At 71.3% G+C, this 14,296-nt stretch carries 12 protein-coding genes; 6 read left to right on the top strand and 6 right to left on the bottom strand.

Annotated elements, in window-relative coordinates; translation table 11 throughout:
* The first annotated feature begins 13 nt into the window (after window positions 1-13).
* Window positions 14-3,706: a thiol reductant ABC exporter subunit CydD gene (gene cydD / locus ACFYZB_RS30935; protein WP_388764217.1), complete on the top strand. Its 3,693-nt coding sequence runs from the start codon at window positions 14-16 to the stop codon at window positions 3,704-3,706.
* A 94-nt stretch (window positions 3,707-3,800) separates the two neighbouring features.
* On the opposite strand, the gene ACFYZB_RS30930 is transcribed toward cydD, so the two are convergent.
* The 6 genes from ACFYZB_RS30930 to ACFYZB_RS30905 form a co-directional block, all read right to left on the bottom strand.
* On the bottom strand, window positions 3,801-4,688 hold the full coding sequence (locus ACFYZB_RS30930; RefSeq protein WP_388764215.1) for an HAD-IIB family hydrolase: 888 nt from the start codon (window positions 4,686-4,688) through the stop codon (window positions 3,801-3,803).
* 72 nt (window positions 4,689-4,760) lie between these two features.
* On the bottom strand, window positions 4,761-5,663 hold the full coding sequence (locus ACFYZB_RS30925) for an LLM class flavin-dependent oxidoreductase (protein WP_388764213.1): 903 nt from the start codon (window positions 5,661-5,663) through the stop codon (window positions 4,761-4,763).
* A 113-nt stretch (window positions 5,664-5,776) separates the two neighbouring features.
* Window positions 5,777-6,325: an RNA 2'-phosphotransferase gene (locus ACFYZB_RS30920; RefSeq protein WP_388764211.1), complete on the bottom strand. Its 549-nt coding sequence runs from the start codon at window positions 6,323-6,325 to the stop codon at window positions 5,777-5,779.
* Window positions 6,326-6,445: 120 nt separating this feature from the next.
* Window positions 6,446-7,393, bottom strand: coding sequence for a MerR family transcriptional regulator (locus ACFYZB_RS30915; RefSeq protein ID WP_388764210.1), 948 nt, complete (start codon window positions 7,391-7,393; stop codon window positions 6,446-6,448).
* Between the two features lie 88 nt (window positions 7,394-7,481).
* Window positions 7,482-9,236, bottom strand: coding sequence for an SDR family oxidoreductase (locus ACFYZB_RS30910; protein WP_388764317.1), 1,755 nt, complete (start codon window positions 9,234-9,236; stop codon window positions 7,482-7,484).
* Between the two features lie 32 nt (window positions 9,237-9,268).
* Window positions 9,269-10,111, bottom strand: a complete 843-nt coding sequence (locus ACFYZB_RS30905) for a M24 family metallopeptidase (RefSeq protein ID WP_388764208.1) — start codon at window positions 10,109-10,111, stop codon at window positions 9,269-9,271.
* Between the two features lie 245 nt (window positions 10,112-10,356).
* On the opposite strand from ACFYZB_RS30905, the gene ACFYZB_RS30900 reads away from it, so the two are divergent.
* From ACFYZB_RS30900 to ACFYZB_RS30880, 5 genes are all read left to right on the top strand, one after another.
* Window positions 10,357-11,337, top strand: a complete 981-nt coding sequence (locus tag ACFYZB_RS30900; RefSeq protein ID WP_351208736.1) for an ABC transporter ATP-binding protein — start codon at window positions 10,357-10,359, stop codon at window positions 11,335-11,337.
* Entirely contained in the window at window positions 11,327-12,244 is a 918-nt protein-coding gene (locus ACFYZB_RS30895; protein WP_388764207.1) for an ABC transporter permease, read from the top strand. The genes ACFYZB_RS30900 and ACFYZB_RS30895 overlap by 11 nt, the downstream gene beginning before the upstream one ends.
* A complete protein-coding gene (locus tag ACFYZB_RS30890) occupies window positions 12,241-13,152 on the top strand; it encodes an ABC transporter ATP-binding protein (protein ID WP_351208622.1) in 912 nt (303 codons plus the stop codon). The genes ACFYZB_RS30895 and ACFYZB_RS30890 overlap by 4 nt, the downstream gene beginning before the upstream one ends.
* Window positions 13,153-13,162: 10 nt before the next feature.
* Complete coding sequence (locus ACFYZB_RS30885; protein WP_351208623.1) at window positions 13,163-13,882, top strand: ABC transporter permease; 720 nt, start codon at window positions 13,163-13,165, stop codon at window positions 13,880-13,882.
* A gap of 78 nt (window positions 13,883-13,960) precedes the next feature.
* Entirely contained in the window at window positions 13,961-14,203 is a 243-nt protein-coding gene (locus ACFYZB_RS30880; protein ID WP_388764205.1) for a hypothetical protein, read from the top strand.
* The last annotated feature ends 93 nt before the right edge of the window (window positions 14,204-14,296 follow it).

The following is a 14,296-nucleotide window of genomic DNA, read 5'->3' as shown; positions in this document are numbered from 1 at the left end:
GGGCACGTTTCACGTGAAACCAATCGATCCACGTCTGCTGCGATATGCCCGCGCCACGCGCTTCTTCCTCGTGGCGGTCGTCGGCCTGGGGGCCGTCGGTGCGGGGCTGGTCATCGCCCAGGCGATGCTCATCGCCGAGGTCGTTGTCGGTGCGTTCCAGCACGGGCAGTCCGTCGCTGAACTGCGCACTCCCCTGCTGCAGTTGGCCGCCGTGGCCGTGGGCCGGTCGGTTGTCGCGTGGCTCACCGAACTCGCCGCCCATCGGGCGAGTGCGGCGGTGAAGTCCGAACTGCGGGGGCGCCTCCTCGACCGGGCGGCGACGCTCGGTCCCGGGTGGCTGGCCGGGCAGCGCACGGGTTCGCTGGTCACGCTGGCCACGCGGGGGGTCGACGCGCTGGATGACTATTTCTCGCGCTATCTGCCGCAGTTGGGGCTCGCGGTGGTCGTTCCGGTGGCGGTGCTGGCGCGGATTGTCACCGAGGACTGGGTTTCGGCGGCGATCATCGTCGGCACCCTGCCCCTCATCCCGCTCTTCATGATGTTGATCGGCTGGGCGACCCAGTCTCGGATGGACCGTCAGTGGCGGCTGCTGTCCCGGTTGTCGGGGCACTTCCTGGACGTGGTCGCCGGACTGCCCACGCTGAAGGTGTTCGGCCGGGCCAAGGCGCAGGCCGAGTCCATCCGCCGGATCACCGGCGAGTACCGGCAGGCCACCCTGCGGACTCTGCGGATCGCCTTCCTGTCCTCCTTTGCGCTGGAATTGCTCGCCACGCTGTCGGTCGCCCTGGTCGCGGTGACGATCGGCATGCGGCTGGTGCACGGTGACATGGATCTGTACGTCGGTCTGGTGATCCTCGTGCTGGCGCCCGAGGCGTACCTTCCGTTGCGGCAGGTCGGCGCCCAGTACCACGCGGCGGCGGAGGGGCTGGCTGCCGCGGAGGAAATCTTCAGCGTGCTGCAGACGCTGGTTCCGGCGTCTGGTACCGGCGCTGTGCCGTCGGGCGCCGTGGCCTTCGAGGGGGTCACCGTTCGCTACCCCGGTCGCTCGGACGACGCGGTGACGGACGTGTCGTTCAGCGTCGAGCCCGGTGAGACGGTCGCGCTGGTGGGGCCGAGCGGGGTGGGCAAGTCCACGCTGCTCAACGTGCTGCTCGGGTTCGTCTCGCCCAGCGAGGGGCGGGTGCGGGTCGGGGGAGCCGATCTCGCGGAACTCGATCTGGGGGACTGGCGGTCGCGGATCGCGTGGGTGCCGCAGCGGCCGCATCTGTATGCCGGGACCATCGCGGAGAACGTGCGGCTGGCGAGGCCCGAGGCGGACGAGCGTGCGGTACGGCGGGCGCTGCGGGATGCGGGTGCGCTGGAGTTCGTGGACGCGTTGCCCGAAGGGGCGGAGACCGTGCTCGGGGAGGACGGGGCCGGGCTGTCGGCGGGGCAGCGGCAGCGGTTGGCTCTTGCCCGTGCCTTTCTCGCCGACCGGCCCGTGCTGTTGCTGGACGAGCCGACGGCCTCGTTGGACGGGGGGACGGAGGCGGAGGTCGTGAGGGCGGTGCGGAGGCTGGCCGCCGGGCGGACGGTGTTGCTTGTGGTGCATCGGCCGGCGTTGCTGGAGGTTGCCGATCGGGTGGTGCGGCTGGAGAGCGGGGGGTTGTCGAGCGGGGTGTCATCGAGCGGGTTGGAGAGCGGCCCGGCGGTGTCCGGTCTCGCTCGGCTGGAAGACAGCCGCTCGGCGTCCGACCGCCCTCGGCCCGCAGACGGCTCCTCGGCGCCCGGGCCCAGCGGGCCGGCGGGTGCGCCCTCGGACTCTGGGCTCGGTGGGCCGGAAGGTGGCCCTTCGGTCTCTGGGCTCGGGCGGTTGGACAGTGGCCCTGCCGTCTCTGGGCTCGATGGGCTGGACAGTGGACGCTCGGTCTCTCGGCTCGGGGGGCTGGAAAGGGGCTCCGGCGGGGCGGGGTGGGCTCGGCGGGGGCTTGCGCGGGTTCGTGCGCTTGCCGGGCCGCAGCGAGGGCGACTGGCGTTGGCGTGGCTGCTCGGCAGCCTCGCGCTCGGTAGTGCCGTCGGGCTGATGGCGACCTCGGGATGGCTCATCTCGCGGGCATCGCAGCAGCCTCCGGTGCTGTATCTGATGGTGGCCGTGACGGCCACGCGGGCCTTCGGGATCGGTCGGGCGGTGTTCCGCTACGCCGAGCGGCTGGTGTCACACGACGCCGTGCTGCGGATGCTGGCAGACGCCAGGGTGGCCGTGTACCGGCGGCTGGAGCGGCTGGCGCCGGCGGGACTCCGAAGTGCCCGGCGCGGCGATCTGCTGACCCGGCTGGTAGCGGACGTGGACGAGCTCCAGGACTACTGGCTGCGCTGGCTGCTGCCCGCGTCGGTTGCCGTCGCCGTCTCCGCGGCCTCCGTCGGCTTCACGTTCTGGCTGCTCCCCGAGGCCGGCGCCGTGCTCGCGGCAGGGCTCGTGGCGGCCGGCGTCGGTGTCCCGCTGGTCACCGCGACCGTGGCCCGGAGGACCGAGCGACGGCTGGCCCCGGCCCGGGGCGCCCTCGCCACCCGCGTCACCGACCTGCTCACCGGCACCGCCGAGCTGACCGTGGCCGGTGCGCTGCCCACCCGTACGGACGCGGCCCGGCAAGCCGACGGGACCCTCACCCGGATCGCCTCGCGCGCCGCCGCCGTGACCGCGCTCGGCGACGGACTCACCGCGCTGATCTCCGGCCTGACCGTCACGGCGGCCGCGCTGTGCGGGGCCCAGGCGGTGGCCGCGGGCCGGCTCGGCGGCGTGGCGATGGCCGTGGTCGTCCTCACTCCCCTGGCCGCCTTCGAGGCCGTACTCGGGCTGCCGCTCGCCGTGCGCCAGCGGCAGCGGGTGCGGCGGAGCGCGGAGCGCGTCTACGAGGTGCTGGACGCTCCGGAGCCCGTGTGCGAGCCCGTGCGGCCCCGGCAGGCGCCCGCCTCGCCGTTCCCGGTGGTGGTCAAGGGGCTGGCCGCGCGGCACGAGGAGCAGCGGCGAGAGGCGCTGGCCGGCTTCGATCTCACCCTGGAAGAGGGGCGGCGGACCGCGGTGGTCGGGGCGTCCGGTGCCGGCAAGACGACCCTCGCCCAGGTGCTGCTGCGCTTCCTCGATCCGCAGGAGGGCTCGTACACGCTCGCCGGTGTGGACGCGTACGCGCTGGCCGGTGACGACGTGCGGCGTCTCGTCGGACTGTGTGCGCAGGACGCGCACATCTTCGACAGCTCGGTGCGCGAGAACCTGCTGCTGGCCAGGAAGGACGCCACCGAAGCCGAGCTGCGCCGGGCGCTGGACCGGGCCCGGTTGCTGAGCTGGGTGGACGGGTTGCCCGACGGGCTGGACACGCTGGTGGGCGAGCACGGGGCCCGGCTGTCCGGCGGTCAGCGGCAGCGGCTGGCGCTCGCCCGCGCCCTGCTGGCCGACTTCCCCGTCCTGGTGCTCGACGAGCCCGCCGAGCATCTGGACCTGCCGACCGCCGATGCGCTGACCGCCGATCTGCTGGCCGCCACTCAGGGACGTACGACCGTGCTGATCACGCACCGGCTGGCGGGGCTGGAGGCGGTGGACGAGGTGATCGTGCTCGACGCGGGCCGGGTGGTGCAGCGGGGCACCTACGCGGAGCTTCTCGCGGTGGACGGGCCGCTGCGGACACTCGCTCGGCGGGAGGCGGAGGTGGAGTCGCTGGTCGGAGCGCGGTGACCGCGTGCCGCGCACGCGTCCGCACCGGTGCGGTGACCGCCACCCCGGTCACCGGCTCCGGTTCCGGCTTCGGCGACGAACGGCCAAAGGCGCTTCAGAAGCGGCGGGTGAGGAGTTGTTCGATCACGACCGCGACTCCGTCCTCGTTGTTGGCGACCGTACGGCCCGACGCGGCGGCGATGACATCGGGGTGGGCGTTGCCCATCGCGTACGACTGGCCGGCCCAGGTCAGCATCTCGACGTCGTTGGGCATGTCGCCGAACGCGACGACCTCCTCGTGCGAGATACCGCGCTCGGCGCAACACAGGGCGAGGGTGCTGGCCTTGGAGACGTCCGGGCCGCTCAGTTCCAGCAGGGCGCTGGGGCTGGAGCGGGTGACGTTGGCGCGGTCGCCGATCGAGAGCCGGGCGAGGGTGAGGAAGGCGTCCGGGTCGAGGTCCGGGTGGTAGGCCAGGATCTTGAGCACGGGCTGGTCGGCGTCCGGGCCGTCGGGGGCGAGGAGGTGCTCGGCGGGCAGCAGGTTGTCCGGTATCTCCATGTGCAGCTTGGGATAGTCCGGCTCCTGGTGGAAGCCGTACGTCTGCTCCACTGCGAACACTGTGCCGGGTGCCGCCGCACGCAGCAGCCGTACGGCGTCCAGGGCGTTCTTGCGGGCCAGCTCGCGCACCTTCACGAAGCGGTGGGCGCCGGGGCCGCCGTGCAGGTCGACCACGGCGGCGCCGTTGCCGCAGATCGCCAGGCCGTGGCCGTGGACGTGGTCGCTGACGACGTCCATCCAGCGGGCCGGGCGGCCGGTGACGAAGAAGACCTCGATGCCCGCGTCCTCGGCGGCGGCCAGTGCGGCCACGGTGCGCGGGGAGACCGACTTGTCGTCGCGCAGCAGGGTGCCGTCGAGGTCGGTGGCGATCAGCCGCGGACGTACGGCGGCGGACGGGGTCCCGGGCTGTCTGGTCGCTGAGGTCACCCGGTCATTCTCGCGCATATGCCCGCACGGCCGTGCGGAACTGCGCACAGATGAGACGCAGATGACGCCCAGCTCCTGCCGCGGTACCGGTCAGTCCAGCTGGGCGGCGGCCTCCATGGCGATCTGCTCGAAGACCTTCTCGTCGGCGGCGAAGTCGGAGTCCGGGATGGGCCAGTGGATCACGATCTCGGTGAAGCCCAGTTCCCGGTGCCTGCCGGCGAAGTCCACGAAGGCGTCCAGGGAGCACAGCGGCCGGGCGCGGTCCGGGGTGAAGCCGGTGAGCAGGATCTTGTCCAGGCCGGCCACGTCCCGCCCGGCGTCCGCGCAGGCCTCGGACAGCTTGGCGATCTGCCCGCGCAGTGCCTCGACGGACTGCTCCGGGGTGCCGTTCTCGTACAGCTTCGGGTCGCCGGTGGTCACCCACGCCTGGCCGTGCCGTGCGGCGAGCCTGAGGCCGCGCGGTCCGGTGGCCGCCACCGCGAACGGCAGCCGGGGCCGCTGCAGGCAGCCCGGGATGTTCCGGGCCTCGTGCGCCGAGTAGAAGCGGCCCTCGTGCGACACCGCGTCCTCGGTGAGGAGCCGGTCCAGCAGCGGCACGAACTCGGCGAGCCGGTCGGCGCGCTCGCGCGGGCTCCACGGCTCCTGGCCCAGGGCGGTGGCGTCGAAGCCGGTGCCGCCGGCGCCGATGCCGAGGGTGATCCGGCCGCCGGAGATGTCGTCGAGGGAGATCAGCTCCTTGGCGAGGGTCACCGGGTGCCGGAAGTTCGGGGAGGTCACGAGCGTGCCGAGGCGCAGCTGCTCGGTGGCGGCAGCGGCGGCCGTCAGGGTCGGGACCGCGCCGAACCACGGGCCGTCACGGAAGCTGCGCCAGGACAGGTGGTCGTAGGTGTACGCGGTGTGGAAGCCCAGCTGCTCGGCCCGCACCCAGGCCGAACGGCCGCCCTCGCTCCAGCGGCGGTACGGCAGGATCACGGTGCTCAGACGCAGACTCATGCGTCCGAGAGTAAGGGGCCGCACCGACAATGGGTCAAAACGGTCACCGTATGCGGCTGCTCGGCCACGGACCGAGCAGGACCACCGGGACGCGCCCCTTGTGTGCGAGGCTTTCAGCGCGGCCCGGGAAACCGCAGGTAGCGCGGGGGTACGGCCTGTGTCAGCCAGACGCCGTTGGCGCTGATGTGGAAGACGTGGCCGTCGCGGTGCATGGCTCCGGCGTCGACGGTGAGCACCACGGGCCGCCCGCGCCGGGCGCCGACCCGGGTGGCGGTCTCGCGGTCGGCGGAGAGGTGGACGTCGTGCCGGTTCATGGGCCTGAGGCCGTCCGCCCTGATCGCGTCCAGGTTGCGGGCGACGGTCCCGTGGTAGAGGTACGGCGGCGGGGTCGCCGGGGGCAGGCCGAGGTCGACCTCGATGCTGTGGCCCTGGCTGGCGCGGATCCGTTCGCCCTCGACCGCGAAGCGCTGTTTGTCGTTGGCGGCCACCACGTGGTCCAGTTCCTCGCGGGTGAACCGGAATCCGTGGGCGGCGGCCGCCGCGATCAGCGTGTCGATCTCCACCCAGCCGCCGGGGTCCAGCGTGATCCCGATGCGCTCCGGCTGGTGGCGCAGGTGTTTCGAGAGGTACTTCGACACCTTCACGGTGCGTCTTTCGTCCATGCCTCCAGCGTGTGGCAGAGATGCGGATCACGCAGGTTTTTTTCTTCGTAGGTTTGATCCACAACCAACTGAGGTTATCCACAGGGGAATTGACGAATCTGTGGACAAGAGACGTGCGAATTAGGGTGATTTGCGAAGTTCCTTGTAGATCAAGGCACCTGACGTCAGATGGTCCAAGGCCCGTGCTCTCACCTCGCGTTCCGCCGCCAGTGCGATGAACTCGGAAGCGTGCTCCTGCCCAACAAGCCTCTCCACGGCCTGGATCGTCCCGGTGGGAAGAGAGACCGAACGCTCGCCCGCGAGCTCTTCACCGGGGCTCTGCGCAACAAGGTGAGTACGCAGCTGCCGGGTCGCCAACGCGCGCATCGCGCGGGCCAGTTCGGCGTCCACCGTCTGCTGGGACAGAGGGCGAAGCCTGCGCACCAGTGAGGCGGCTTCCGCCGCGTGCGCGTCCGTACGGCGATCCGGATCGTCCAGGTAGCGTGCGAAGACGTACTCGGTGGTGAACTGGAGGAAACGGGCGGCGATGTGCTCCACCTGTCCCCTCAACTCCCGCAAATGGCCGGCGATCGCGGGTAGCGGGACACCGGCCTCGTGCAGTTCCACGGCCACGGACAGCTCTTGGGGGCTCGGCACGAGGAAGACGTCCGGATCGCCGTCGGTCCGTTCCAGCACGCCGAGTTCGACGGCCTCGGCCACGGCGTCCTCGTCGGGCGTGCCGCCGAAACGGGCGTCGAGTTCGGCGCGGGTGATGCGATCGGGGCGCTCGTCCGTCCACGGCCCGTCCACCTCGGTGACCAGGCCGAGGACGCCGCCCAGGCCACGGCCGGTGTCCCAGGCGTCCAGCAACTCCTTGATGGAGGCCAGGGTGTAGCCGCGGTCGAGGAGGTGGGCGATCTGGTGGAGCCGGGTGACGTGCGCCTCGGAGTAGAGATTCACGCGGCCCTGGCGTTCGGGGCGGGGGAGGAGGCCGCGGTCCAGATAGGCGCGGACGGTCCGCACGGTGGTGCGGGTCTGGTGGGCCAAGTCCTCGATGCGGTAGGTCTTTTGAACCGGTGCGTCGGTCATCTTCGGGTCCCTTGGCTGGTGACCGTTGCTGTGGCGGGCCGCCGGGGGGCTTGCCGGCGTCGGCAGGTCCCCCCCGGCAGCCGGCGGCTCACAACTTCGGCTCCACCCGCGCGAGTCGCCGCAGTGCCCCCGGCAGCACGCGTGACAGCAGGTGCGCGCCCCGCGCCTCCGGCGTCACCGGCACCACCGCCCTGTTGCGGGCCACGGCGTCCAGGATCGCCTCGGCGACCTTCTCCGGTGGGTAGTTGCGCAGGCCGTACAGGCGGGCCGAGTTCTTCCGGCGGCGCCGCTCCTCCGCCTCGTCCACACCGGCGAAGCGTGCCGTGGAGGTGATGTTCGTGTTGACGATGCCGGGGCAGATCGCGCTCACCCCGATGCCCTGTCCGGCGAGTTCGGCGCGCAGGCACTCGGAGAGCATCAGCACCGCGGCCTTGGAGGTGCTGTAGGCGGGCAGGGCCCGGGAGGGCTGGAACGCCGCGGCCGAGGCGATGTTGACGATGTGGCCGCCCTGGCCGCGCTCGGCCATCCGCGCGCCGAAGAGCCGGCAACCGTGGATCACGCCCCAGAGATTGACGTCCAGGACCTTCCGCCAGTCCTCGGACGTGGTGGCGAAGAAGGACCCCGACAGTCCGATGCCCGCGTTGTTGACCAGCACGTCCAGCACGCCGTACTCGCGGTGCACCTTTTCCGCGAGCTTCTCCATCGCCGGCTCGTCGGAGACGTCGGCGGTCTCCGCCCAGGCCTCCGGCGCGCCGATCAGCCGGGACAGTTCGGCGGTGCGGGCGGCGGCCTCGGCATCGCGGTCGACGGCCACCACGCGCGCGCCGGCCTCCGCGAACGCGAACGCCGTGGCCCGGCCGATGCCGCTGCCTGCCCCGGTGATCAGCACCAGTTGCCCGCCGAACCGTTCGGCGTGGTGGCCGGTGGCCTTCGGTTCGGGGCGGCCGCCGTCCACGGACATGATGAATTCCTCGATCCAGGAGGCGAGTCGGTCGGGGCGGGTGCGGGGGACCCAGTGCTTGGCCGGTAGTGTGCGGCGGGTCAGCTGCGGCACCCACTGCTCGAGGTCGTCGTACAGGCGCTCCGAGAGGAACGCGTCTCCCTGGGGCGTGATGAGCTGCACGGGCGCGTGCGCGTACGCGTCCGGCCGCGGCCTGAGCAGCCGGGTGCGGACGTTGTCCCGGTACAGCCAGGCGCCGTGTGCCGCGTCGGAGGTCAGGGACGAGGTCGGGTAGTCGCCCCCCGGTACCTTCTCCACCCGCTGGAGGATCTTCGGCCAGCGCCTGCCGAGCGGGCCGCGCCAGGCCAGCTCGGGCAGGACCGGTGTGTGCAGCAGGTACACGTACCAGGACTTGGCGCCCTGGCCGAGGAGCTGGCCCACGCGGCGGGGCGTCGGGCGCTGCACGCGCGCGTTGATCCAGTGCCCGAAGTGGTCCAGGGACGGTCCGGAGATCGAGGTGAAGGAGGCGATACGGCCCTCGGTGCGGCCGACCGTGACGAACTCCCAGGACTGCACCGAGCCCCAGTCGTGCCCGACCAGGTGCACCGGGCGGTCGGGGCTCACCGCGTCCACGACGGCCAGGAAGTCGTCGGTGAGCTTGGCCAGCGTGAAACCGCCGCGCAGGGGCTTGGGTGCCGTGGAGCGGCCATGGCCCCGGACGTCGTACAGGACCACGTGGAAGCGGTCGGCCAGGCGGACGGCGACCTCCGACCAGACCTCCTTGCTGTCCGGGTAGCCGTGCACCAGCACCACCGTGGGCTGCTCCGGATCGCCCAGCTCGGCCACGCACAGCTCGACCCCGCCGGTCGCCACCCGGCGCTCCCGCGCACCCTCCAGCGTCACGACCGCCGTCACCTCTCCCGCGCCGTCCGCCGTCACTTCTCCTCCGCCCAGCGCCGCACGTGCGGCAGATCGTCGTCCAGCCAGAAGGCGCTCTGCTCGGGGTCCGTCGAGTCGGTGACCACGAGGATCTCCTCGAACTTCGCGCCCGTACCCCGGAAGCCGAGGTGGGGTTCGACCGCCCACAGGCCCGGCTGCGGCGGATGGTCGGAGAAGCGGTACGGCGACCACAGCGGGGACCAGCCCTCGCGGTGGCCGTGCAGCGCGTCGGCGGCCAGGCCCTTGAGGGACTGTGTACCGAACCCGAAGAGATGAGGGGAGAAGCGGCGCTGCTTCACCCGGTCCACCTTGTGGGCGATCACGCCGAAGGGATAGGCGCGGTGCCGGTTGGCATAGCCCTGGCGGACCATGAGCCGGTCCACGTCCTCGTAGATCTCGCGCAGCGGGCGCCGCTCGCGCACCTCGCGCAGGATCAGCTCGCGGTGCGCCTCCAGGTCGGCCATCAGCCGGTCCTGCACCGGATTGACGCCGAGCGAGCCCGAATAGCCGATGTCCGCCGTGTATCCCTCGTAGACCGGCGCCATGTCCAGGATGAACGGCATCCCCGGCTCCAGGGCGCGGTCCGTGGGGAAGAACTGCAGGGGTATGCGGAAGTTCACGAACGCCGTGCGGTCGCCGAACCAGGCGAAGGGAAGGTGGAACCAGTCCCGCACCCCGTGCTCGCGCAGCCACTCCCGCTGCATGCGCGCCGCCTCGCGCTCGGTCACGCCCGGCTCCAGCCGTGCCGCGACCGCCTCCGCGCACTCGTAGGCGAGGCGCTGCACCCGCCTGAACCCCCGCAACTCCACGGAGAGTTCGCTGCTCACTGCCGTCGTCATGCCGCCCCGTCCCGTCGTGCCGCCGACTCGCGTCGACTGCGGTACGCGTCCGTAACTTGACACTGGTGAATGTGACAGTTGTTAGAGGCGGCGTCAATAGCGGGGCCGGCAGGCTGTGGAAAACCCTCGGTAACCCTTAGGTGGGGGCATCCCTTAGGGCCCCGTAATACTTGGGTCTGACGCGAAGACGGCTCTGAGGTCTGACGACCGGCGTGGTCCGGATCACTACCGTCGAGGACGTGACTGTGATCGCGACCGAAAGCCTGAGCAAGCGGTTCCCCCGGGTGACCGCGCTCGACCGGCTGTCCGTGGACATCGGACCCGGTGTGACCGGACTCGTCGGAGCCAACGGCGCCGGCAAGTCCACCCTGATCAAGATCCTTCTGGGTCTGTCCCCCGCCACGGAGGGCCGCGCCGAGGTGCTCGGCCTCGACGTCGCCACCAAGGGCGGCGCCATCCGCGAGCGCGTCGGCTACATGCCGGAGCACGACTGCCTGCCGCCCGACGTCTCGGCCACCGAGTTCGTCGTCCACATGGCGCGCATGTCCGGCCTGCCGCCCACCGCCGCGCGTGAGCGCACCGCGGACACCCTGCGCCACGTCGGGCTGTACGAGGAGCGCTACCGCCCCATCGGCGGCTACTCGACCGGCATGAAGCAGCGGGTCAAGCTCGCCCAGGCGCTGGTGCACGACCCGAAGCTGGTGTTCCTGGACGAGCCGACCAACGGCCTCGACCCGGTCGGCCGCGACGAGATGCTCGGCCTGATCCGCCGCATCCACACCGACTTCGGCATCTCGGTCCTGGTCACCTCCCACCTCCTCGGCGAACTGGAGCGCACCTGCGACCACGTCGTCGTCATCGACGGCGGCAAGCTGCTGCGCTCGAGCTCCACCACCGACTTCACCCAGACCACGACCACCCTCGCGATCGAGGTCACCGACAGCGACGCCCACCCCGACGGCACCCGCGCGGTCCGTGACGCGCTCCACGCGCGCGGGGTGGAGACCGAGAACGAGGGCGCCGGACTGCCCGGCGCCGGACACGTCCTGCTGCTGACCGCCCAGGGCGAGGAGACGTACGACCTGGTCCGGGACGTCGTCGCCGACCTCGGCCTCGGCCTGGTGCGCATGGAGCAGCGCCGGCACCACATCTCCGAGGTGTTCACCAGCAACGCCGAACACAGCGGCGACGAGCAGCGGAAGGAGGCCGTCCGCCATGGCGGTTGAGCGCCCCTTGCAGCCCCTGACCTCACCCGCGGGTGACCAGACCCGCATCCACGACATCGGCTACCGCGGCTACGACGGCCCGCGCCTCGGCCGTGCCTACGCCCGCCGCTCGCTGTACGCGCAGTCCCTGCGCGGCGCCTACGGCCTCGGCCGCTCGGCCAAGACCAAGGTGCTGCCGATGCTGCTGTTCGCGGTGATGTGCGTGCCCGCGGCCATCATGGTGGCCGTCGTGGTCTTCACCAAGGGGCACGACCTGCCGGTGACCTACACGCGGTACGCGATCATGCTGCAGGCCGTGATCAGCCTGTACGTCGCCTCGCAGGCACCCCAGGCCGTCTCGCGCGACCTGCGCTTCAAAACGGTACCGCTGTACTTCTCGCGGCCCATCGAGACCGCCGACTACGTACGCGCCAAGTTCGCCGCGCTCGCCTCGGCGATCTTCGTTCTGACCGCCGCTCCCCTGCTCGTGATGTACGTGGGCGCGCTGCTGTCCAAGCTGGGCTTCGCCCACCAGACGAAGGAATTCGCCGAGGGACTGGTCTCCGTGGCCCTGCTCTCCCTGCTCTTCGCCGGCATCGGCCTGGTCATCGCCGCCGTCACCCCGCGCCGCGGCTTCGGCATCGCCGCGGTGATCGCGGTGATGATCATCTCCTACGGCGCGGTCAGCACGCTCCAGGCCATCGCGAACGTGCAGAACCATTCCTCCGTCATCCCGTGGATCGGCCTGTTCTCGCCCATCACGCTCATCGACGGCGTCCAGTCCGCCTTCCTGGGCGCGACCGCCCGCAATCCCGGCGCCGTGAACCCGTCGACCGGGCAGGGACTGGTCTACGTCCTGGTCGTGCTCGCCCTGATCGCCGGCAGCTACGGTCTGCTGATGCGCCGCTACAAGAAGGTGGGACTGTGACGACCCTCAGCATCGACCACGTCTCCCGCTGGTTCGGCAACGTGGTCGCCGTCAACGACATCACCATGACCATCGGCCCCGGCGTCACCGGCCTCCTCGGTCCCAACGGCGCCGGGAAGTCCACCCTGATCAACATGATGGGCGGCTTCCTCGCCCCCTCCACCGGCACGGTCACCCTCGACGGACAGCCGGTGTGGCGCAACGAGCAGATCTACCGGCACATCGGCATCGTCCCCGAGCGCGAGGCGATGTACGACTTCCTCACCGGCCGCGAATTCGTCGTCGCCAACGCCGAGTTGCACGGGCTCGGCGACAAGGCGGCCCAAAAGGCCCTCGCCACGGTCGAGATGGAGTACGCGCAGGACCGGAGGATCTCCACGTACTCCAAGGGCATGCGGCAGCGTGTGAAGATGGCGAGCGCGCTGGTCCACGACCCCTCCCTGCTCCTGCTGGACGAGCCGTTCAACGGCATGGACCCGCGCCAGCGCATGCAACTGATGGACCTGCTGCGGAAGATGGGCGACGAGGGCCGCACCGTGCTGTTCTCCTCGCACATCCTCGAAGAGGTCGAACAGCTCGCCCGGCACATCGAGGTCGTCGTCGCGGGAAGGCACGCCGCCAGCGGTGACTTCCGCAGGATCCGCCGGCTGATGACCGACCGCCCGCACCGCTACCTGGTCCGCTCCAGCGACGACCGTGCCCTCGCGGCCGCGCTGATCGCCGACCCCTCGACGGCCGGCATCGAGGTCGACGTCACCGAGGGTGCGCTGCGCATCCAGGCCGTCGACTTCGGCCGCTTCACCGCCCTGCTGCCCAAGGTCGCCCGCGACCACGGCATCCGGCTGCTCACGGTCTCGCCGTCCGACGAGTCCCTCGAGTCCGTCTTCTCGTATCTGGTCGCGGCGTAGGAGGCCGAAGATGTACGACCCCACCGTCGCCCGGCTCACCTACCGGGCCCTGCTCGGCCGCCGCCGGGCCCTCATCCTCGGCGTGCTGCCGCTGCTGCTGATCGTGATCTCCGTGGCCGTGCGCGGCCTGACCGGAGCCGACGACCAGACCGCCTCCAACGTCCTCGGCGGCTTCGCGATCGCCACGATGGTGCCGATCATCGGCGTCATCGCGGGCACGGGCGCGATCGGACCGGAGATCGACGACGGCTCCGTCGTCTACCTGCTGTCCAAGCCGCTGAAGCGGCCCACGATCATCTTCACCAAACTGATCGTGGCCATCGCCGTGACCATGGTCTTCTCGGCGGTGCCGACCCTGATCGCGGGCCTGATCCTCAACGGCAACGGCCAGCAGGTCGCCGTCGCCTACACGGTCGCCGCGCTGGTGTCCTCCATCGCCTACTCGGCGCTGTTCCTGCTGCTCGGCACGGTCTCCCGGCACGCGGTGGTCTTCGGGCTCGTCTACGCGCTGGTCTGGGAGGCGCTGTTCGGCTCACTGGTGCCCGGCGCGCGCACGCTCAGCGTCCAGCAGTGGTCGCTGGCCGTCGCCCACAAGGTCGTCGGCGGTGACCTGGTGACCTCGGACGTGGGCCTGCCGACGGCGACAGTGCTGCTGGTGGCGGTGACCGTGCTGGCCACCTGGTACGCCGGGCAGAAGCTGCGGACGCTGAAGCTGGCGGGCGAGGAATAGGCCCACGGCGACTTGACGGCGGCTTCACCTCGTCCCCGGCACACTGGGCACAACAGATGTACGGCTAGGAGGCCGGTGATGGCAGAGGAGATGCCGCAGAACGACGGGCGTGGGCAGTCCGACGGTGATGTCTGGGGCGAGCTCGTCCTCGACGAGGCCTTCGTGCGCGCCGCCGAGACCTCCGAGCCGTCCGCCCGAGCCCGCATGCTCGCCGCCCGCTGGCGTGCCGAGGAGCCCGAGCCGCAGCCGTGGCGCTCCGAGGAGCCGCCGGCGGGCTGGTTCTTCAGCAAGGCCCGCCGCCGCAGATGGCGCCGCCGGTAGCCGCGCCTTTTATTCGGTGGCGTTCAACTCGGCGGCGGGGCAGAGTGGTTGTGCCCCATCCGCCGGGAACGTCCCGGCGTCACGGTCTGGGAG

Origin of the sequence: Streptomyces sp. NPDC001852, assembly GCF_042891825.1 — a bacterium.
Lineage (GTDB): Bacteria > Actinomycetota > Actinomycetes > Streptomycetales > Streptomycetaceae > Streptomyces.
Note: the sequence above shows the minus strand (reverse complement) of the source record. Positions and strands in the feature narration are given on the sequence as shown.

What these genes read in the sequence shown, in the direction of transcription:
- ACFYZB_RS30920 (WP_388764211.1), bottom strand. Translation starts at nt 6,325, where the DNA reads ATGGACGAAAGACGCACCGTGAAGGTGTCGAAGTACCTCTCGAAACAC.
- ACFYZB_RS30925 (WP_388764213.1), bottom strand. Translation starts at nt 5,663, where the DNA reads ATGAGTCTGCGTCTGAGCACCGTGATCCTGCCGTACCGCCGCTGGAGC.
- ACFYZB_RS30915 (WP_388764210.1), bottom strand. Translation starts at nt 7,393, where the DNA reads ATGACCGACGCACCGGTTCAAAAGACCTACCGCATCGAGGACTTGGCC.
- ACFYZB_RS30930 (WP_388764215.1), bottom strand. Translation starts at nt 4,688, where the DNA reads ATGCGCGAGAATGACCGGGTGACCTCAGCGACCAGACAGCCCGGGACC.
- ACFYZB_RS30895 (WP_388764207.1), top strand. Translation starts at nt 11,327, where the DNA reads ATGGCGGTTGAGCGCCCCTTGCAGCCCCTGACCTCACCCGCGGGTGAC.
- ACFYZB_RS30880 (WP_388764205.1), top strand. Translation starts at nt 13,961, where the DNA reads ATGGCAGAGGAGATGCCGCAGAACGACGGGCGTGGGCAGTCCGACGGT.
- ACFYZB_RS30905 (WP_388764208.1), bottom strand. Translation starts at nt 10,111, where the DNA reads ATGACGACGGCAGTGAGCAGCGAACTCTCCGTGGAGTTGCGGGGGTTC.
- ACFYZB_RS30885 (WP_351208623.1), top strand. Translation starts at nt 13,163, where the DNA reads ATGTACGACCCCACCGTCGCCCGGCTCACCTACCGGGCCCTGCTCGGC.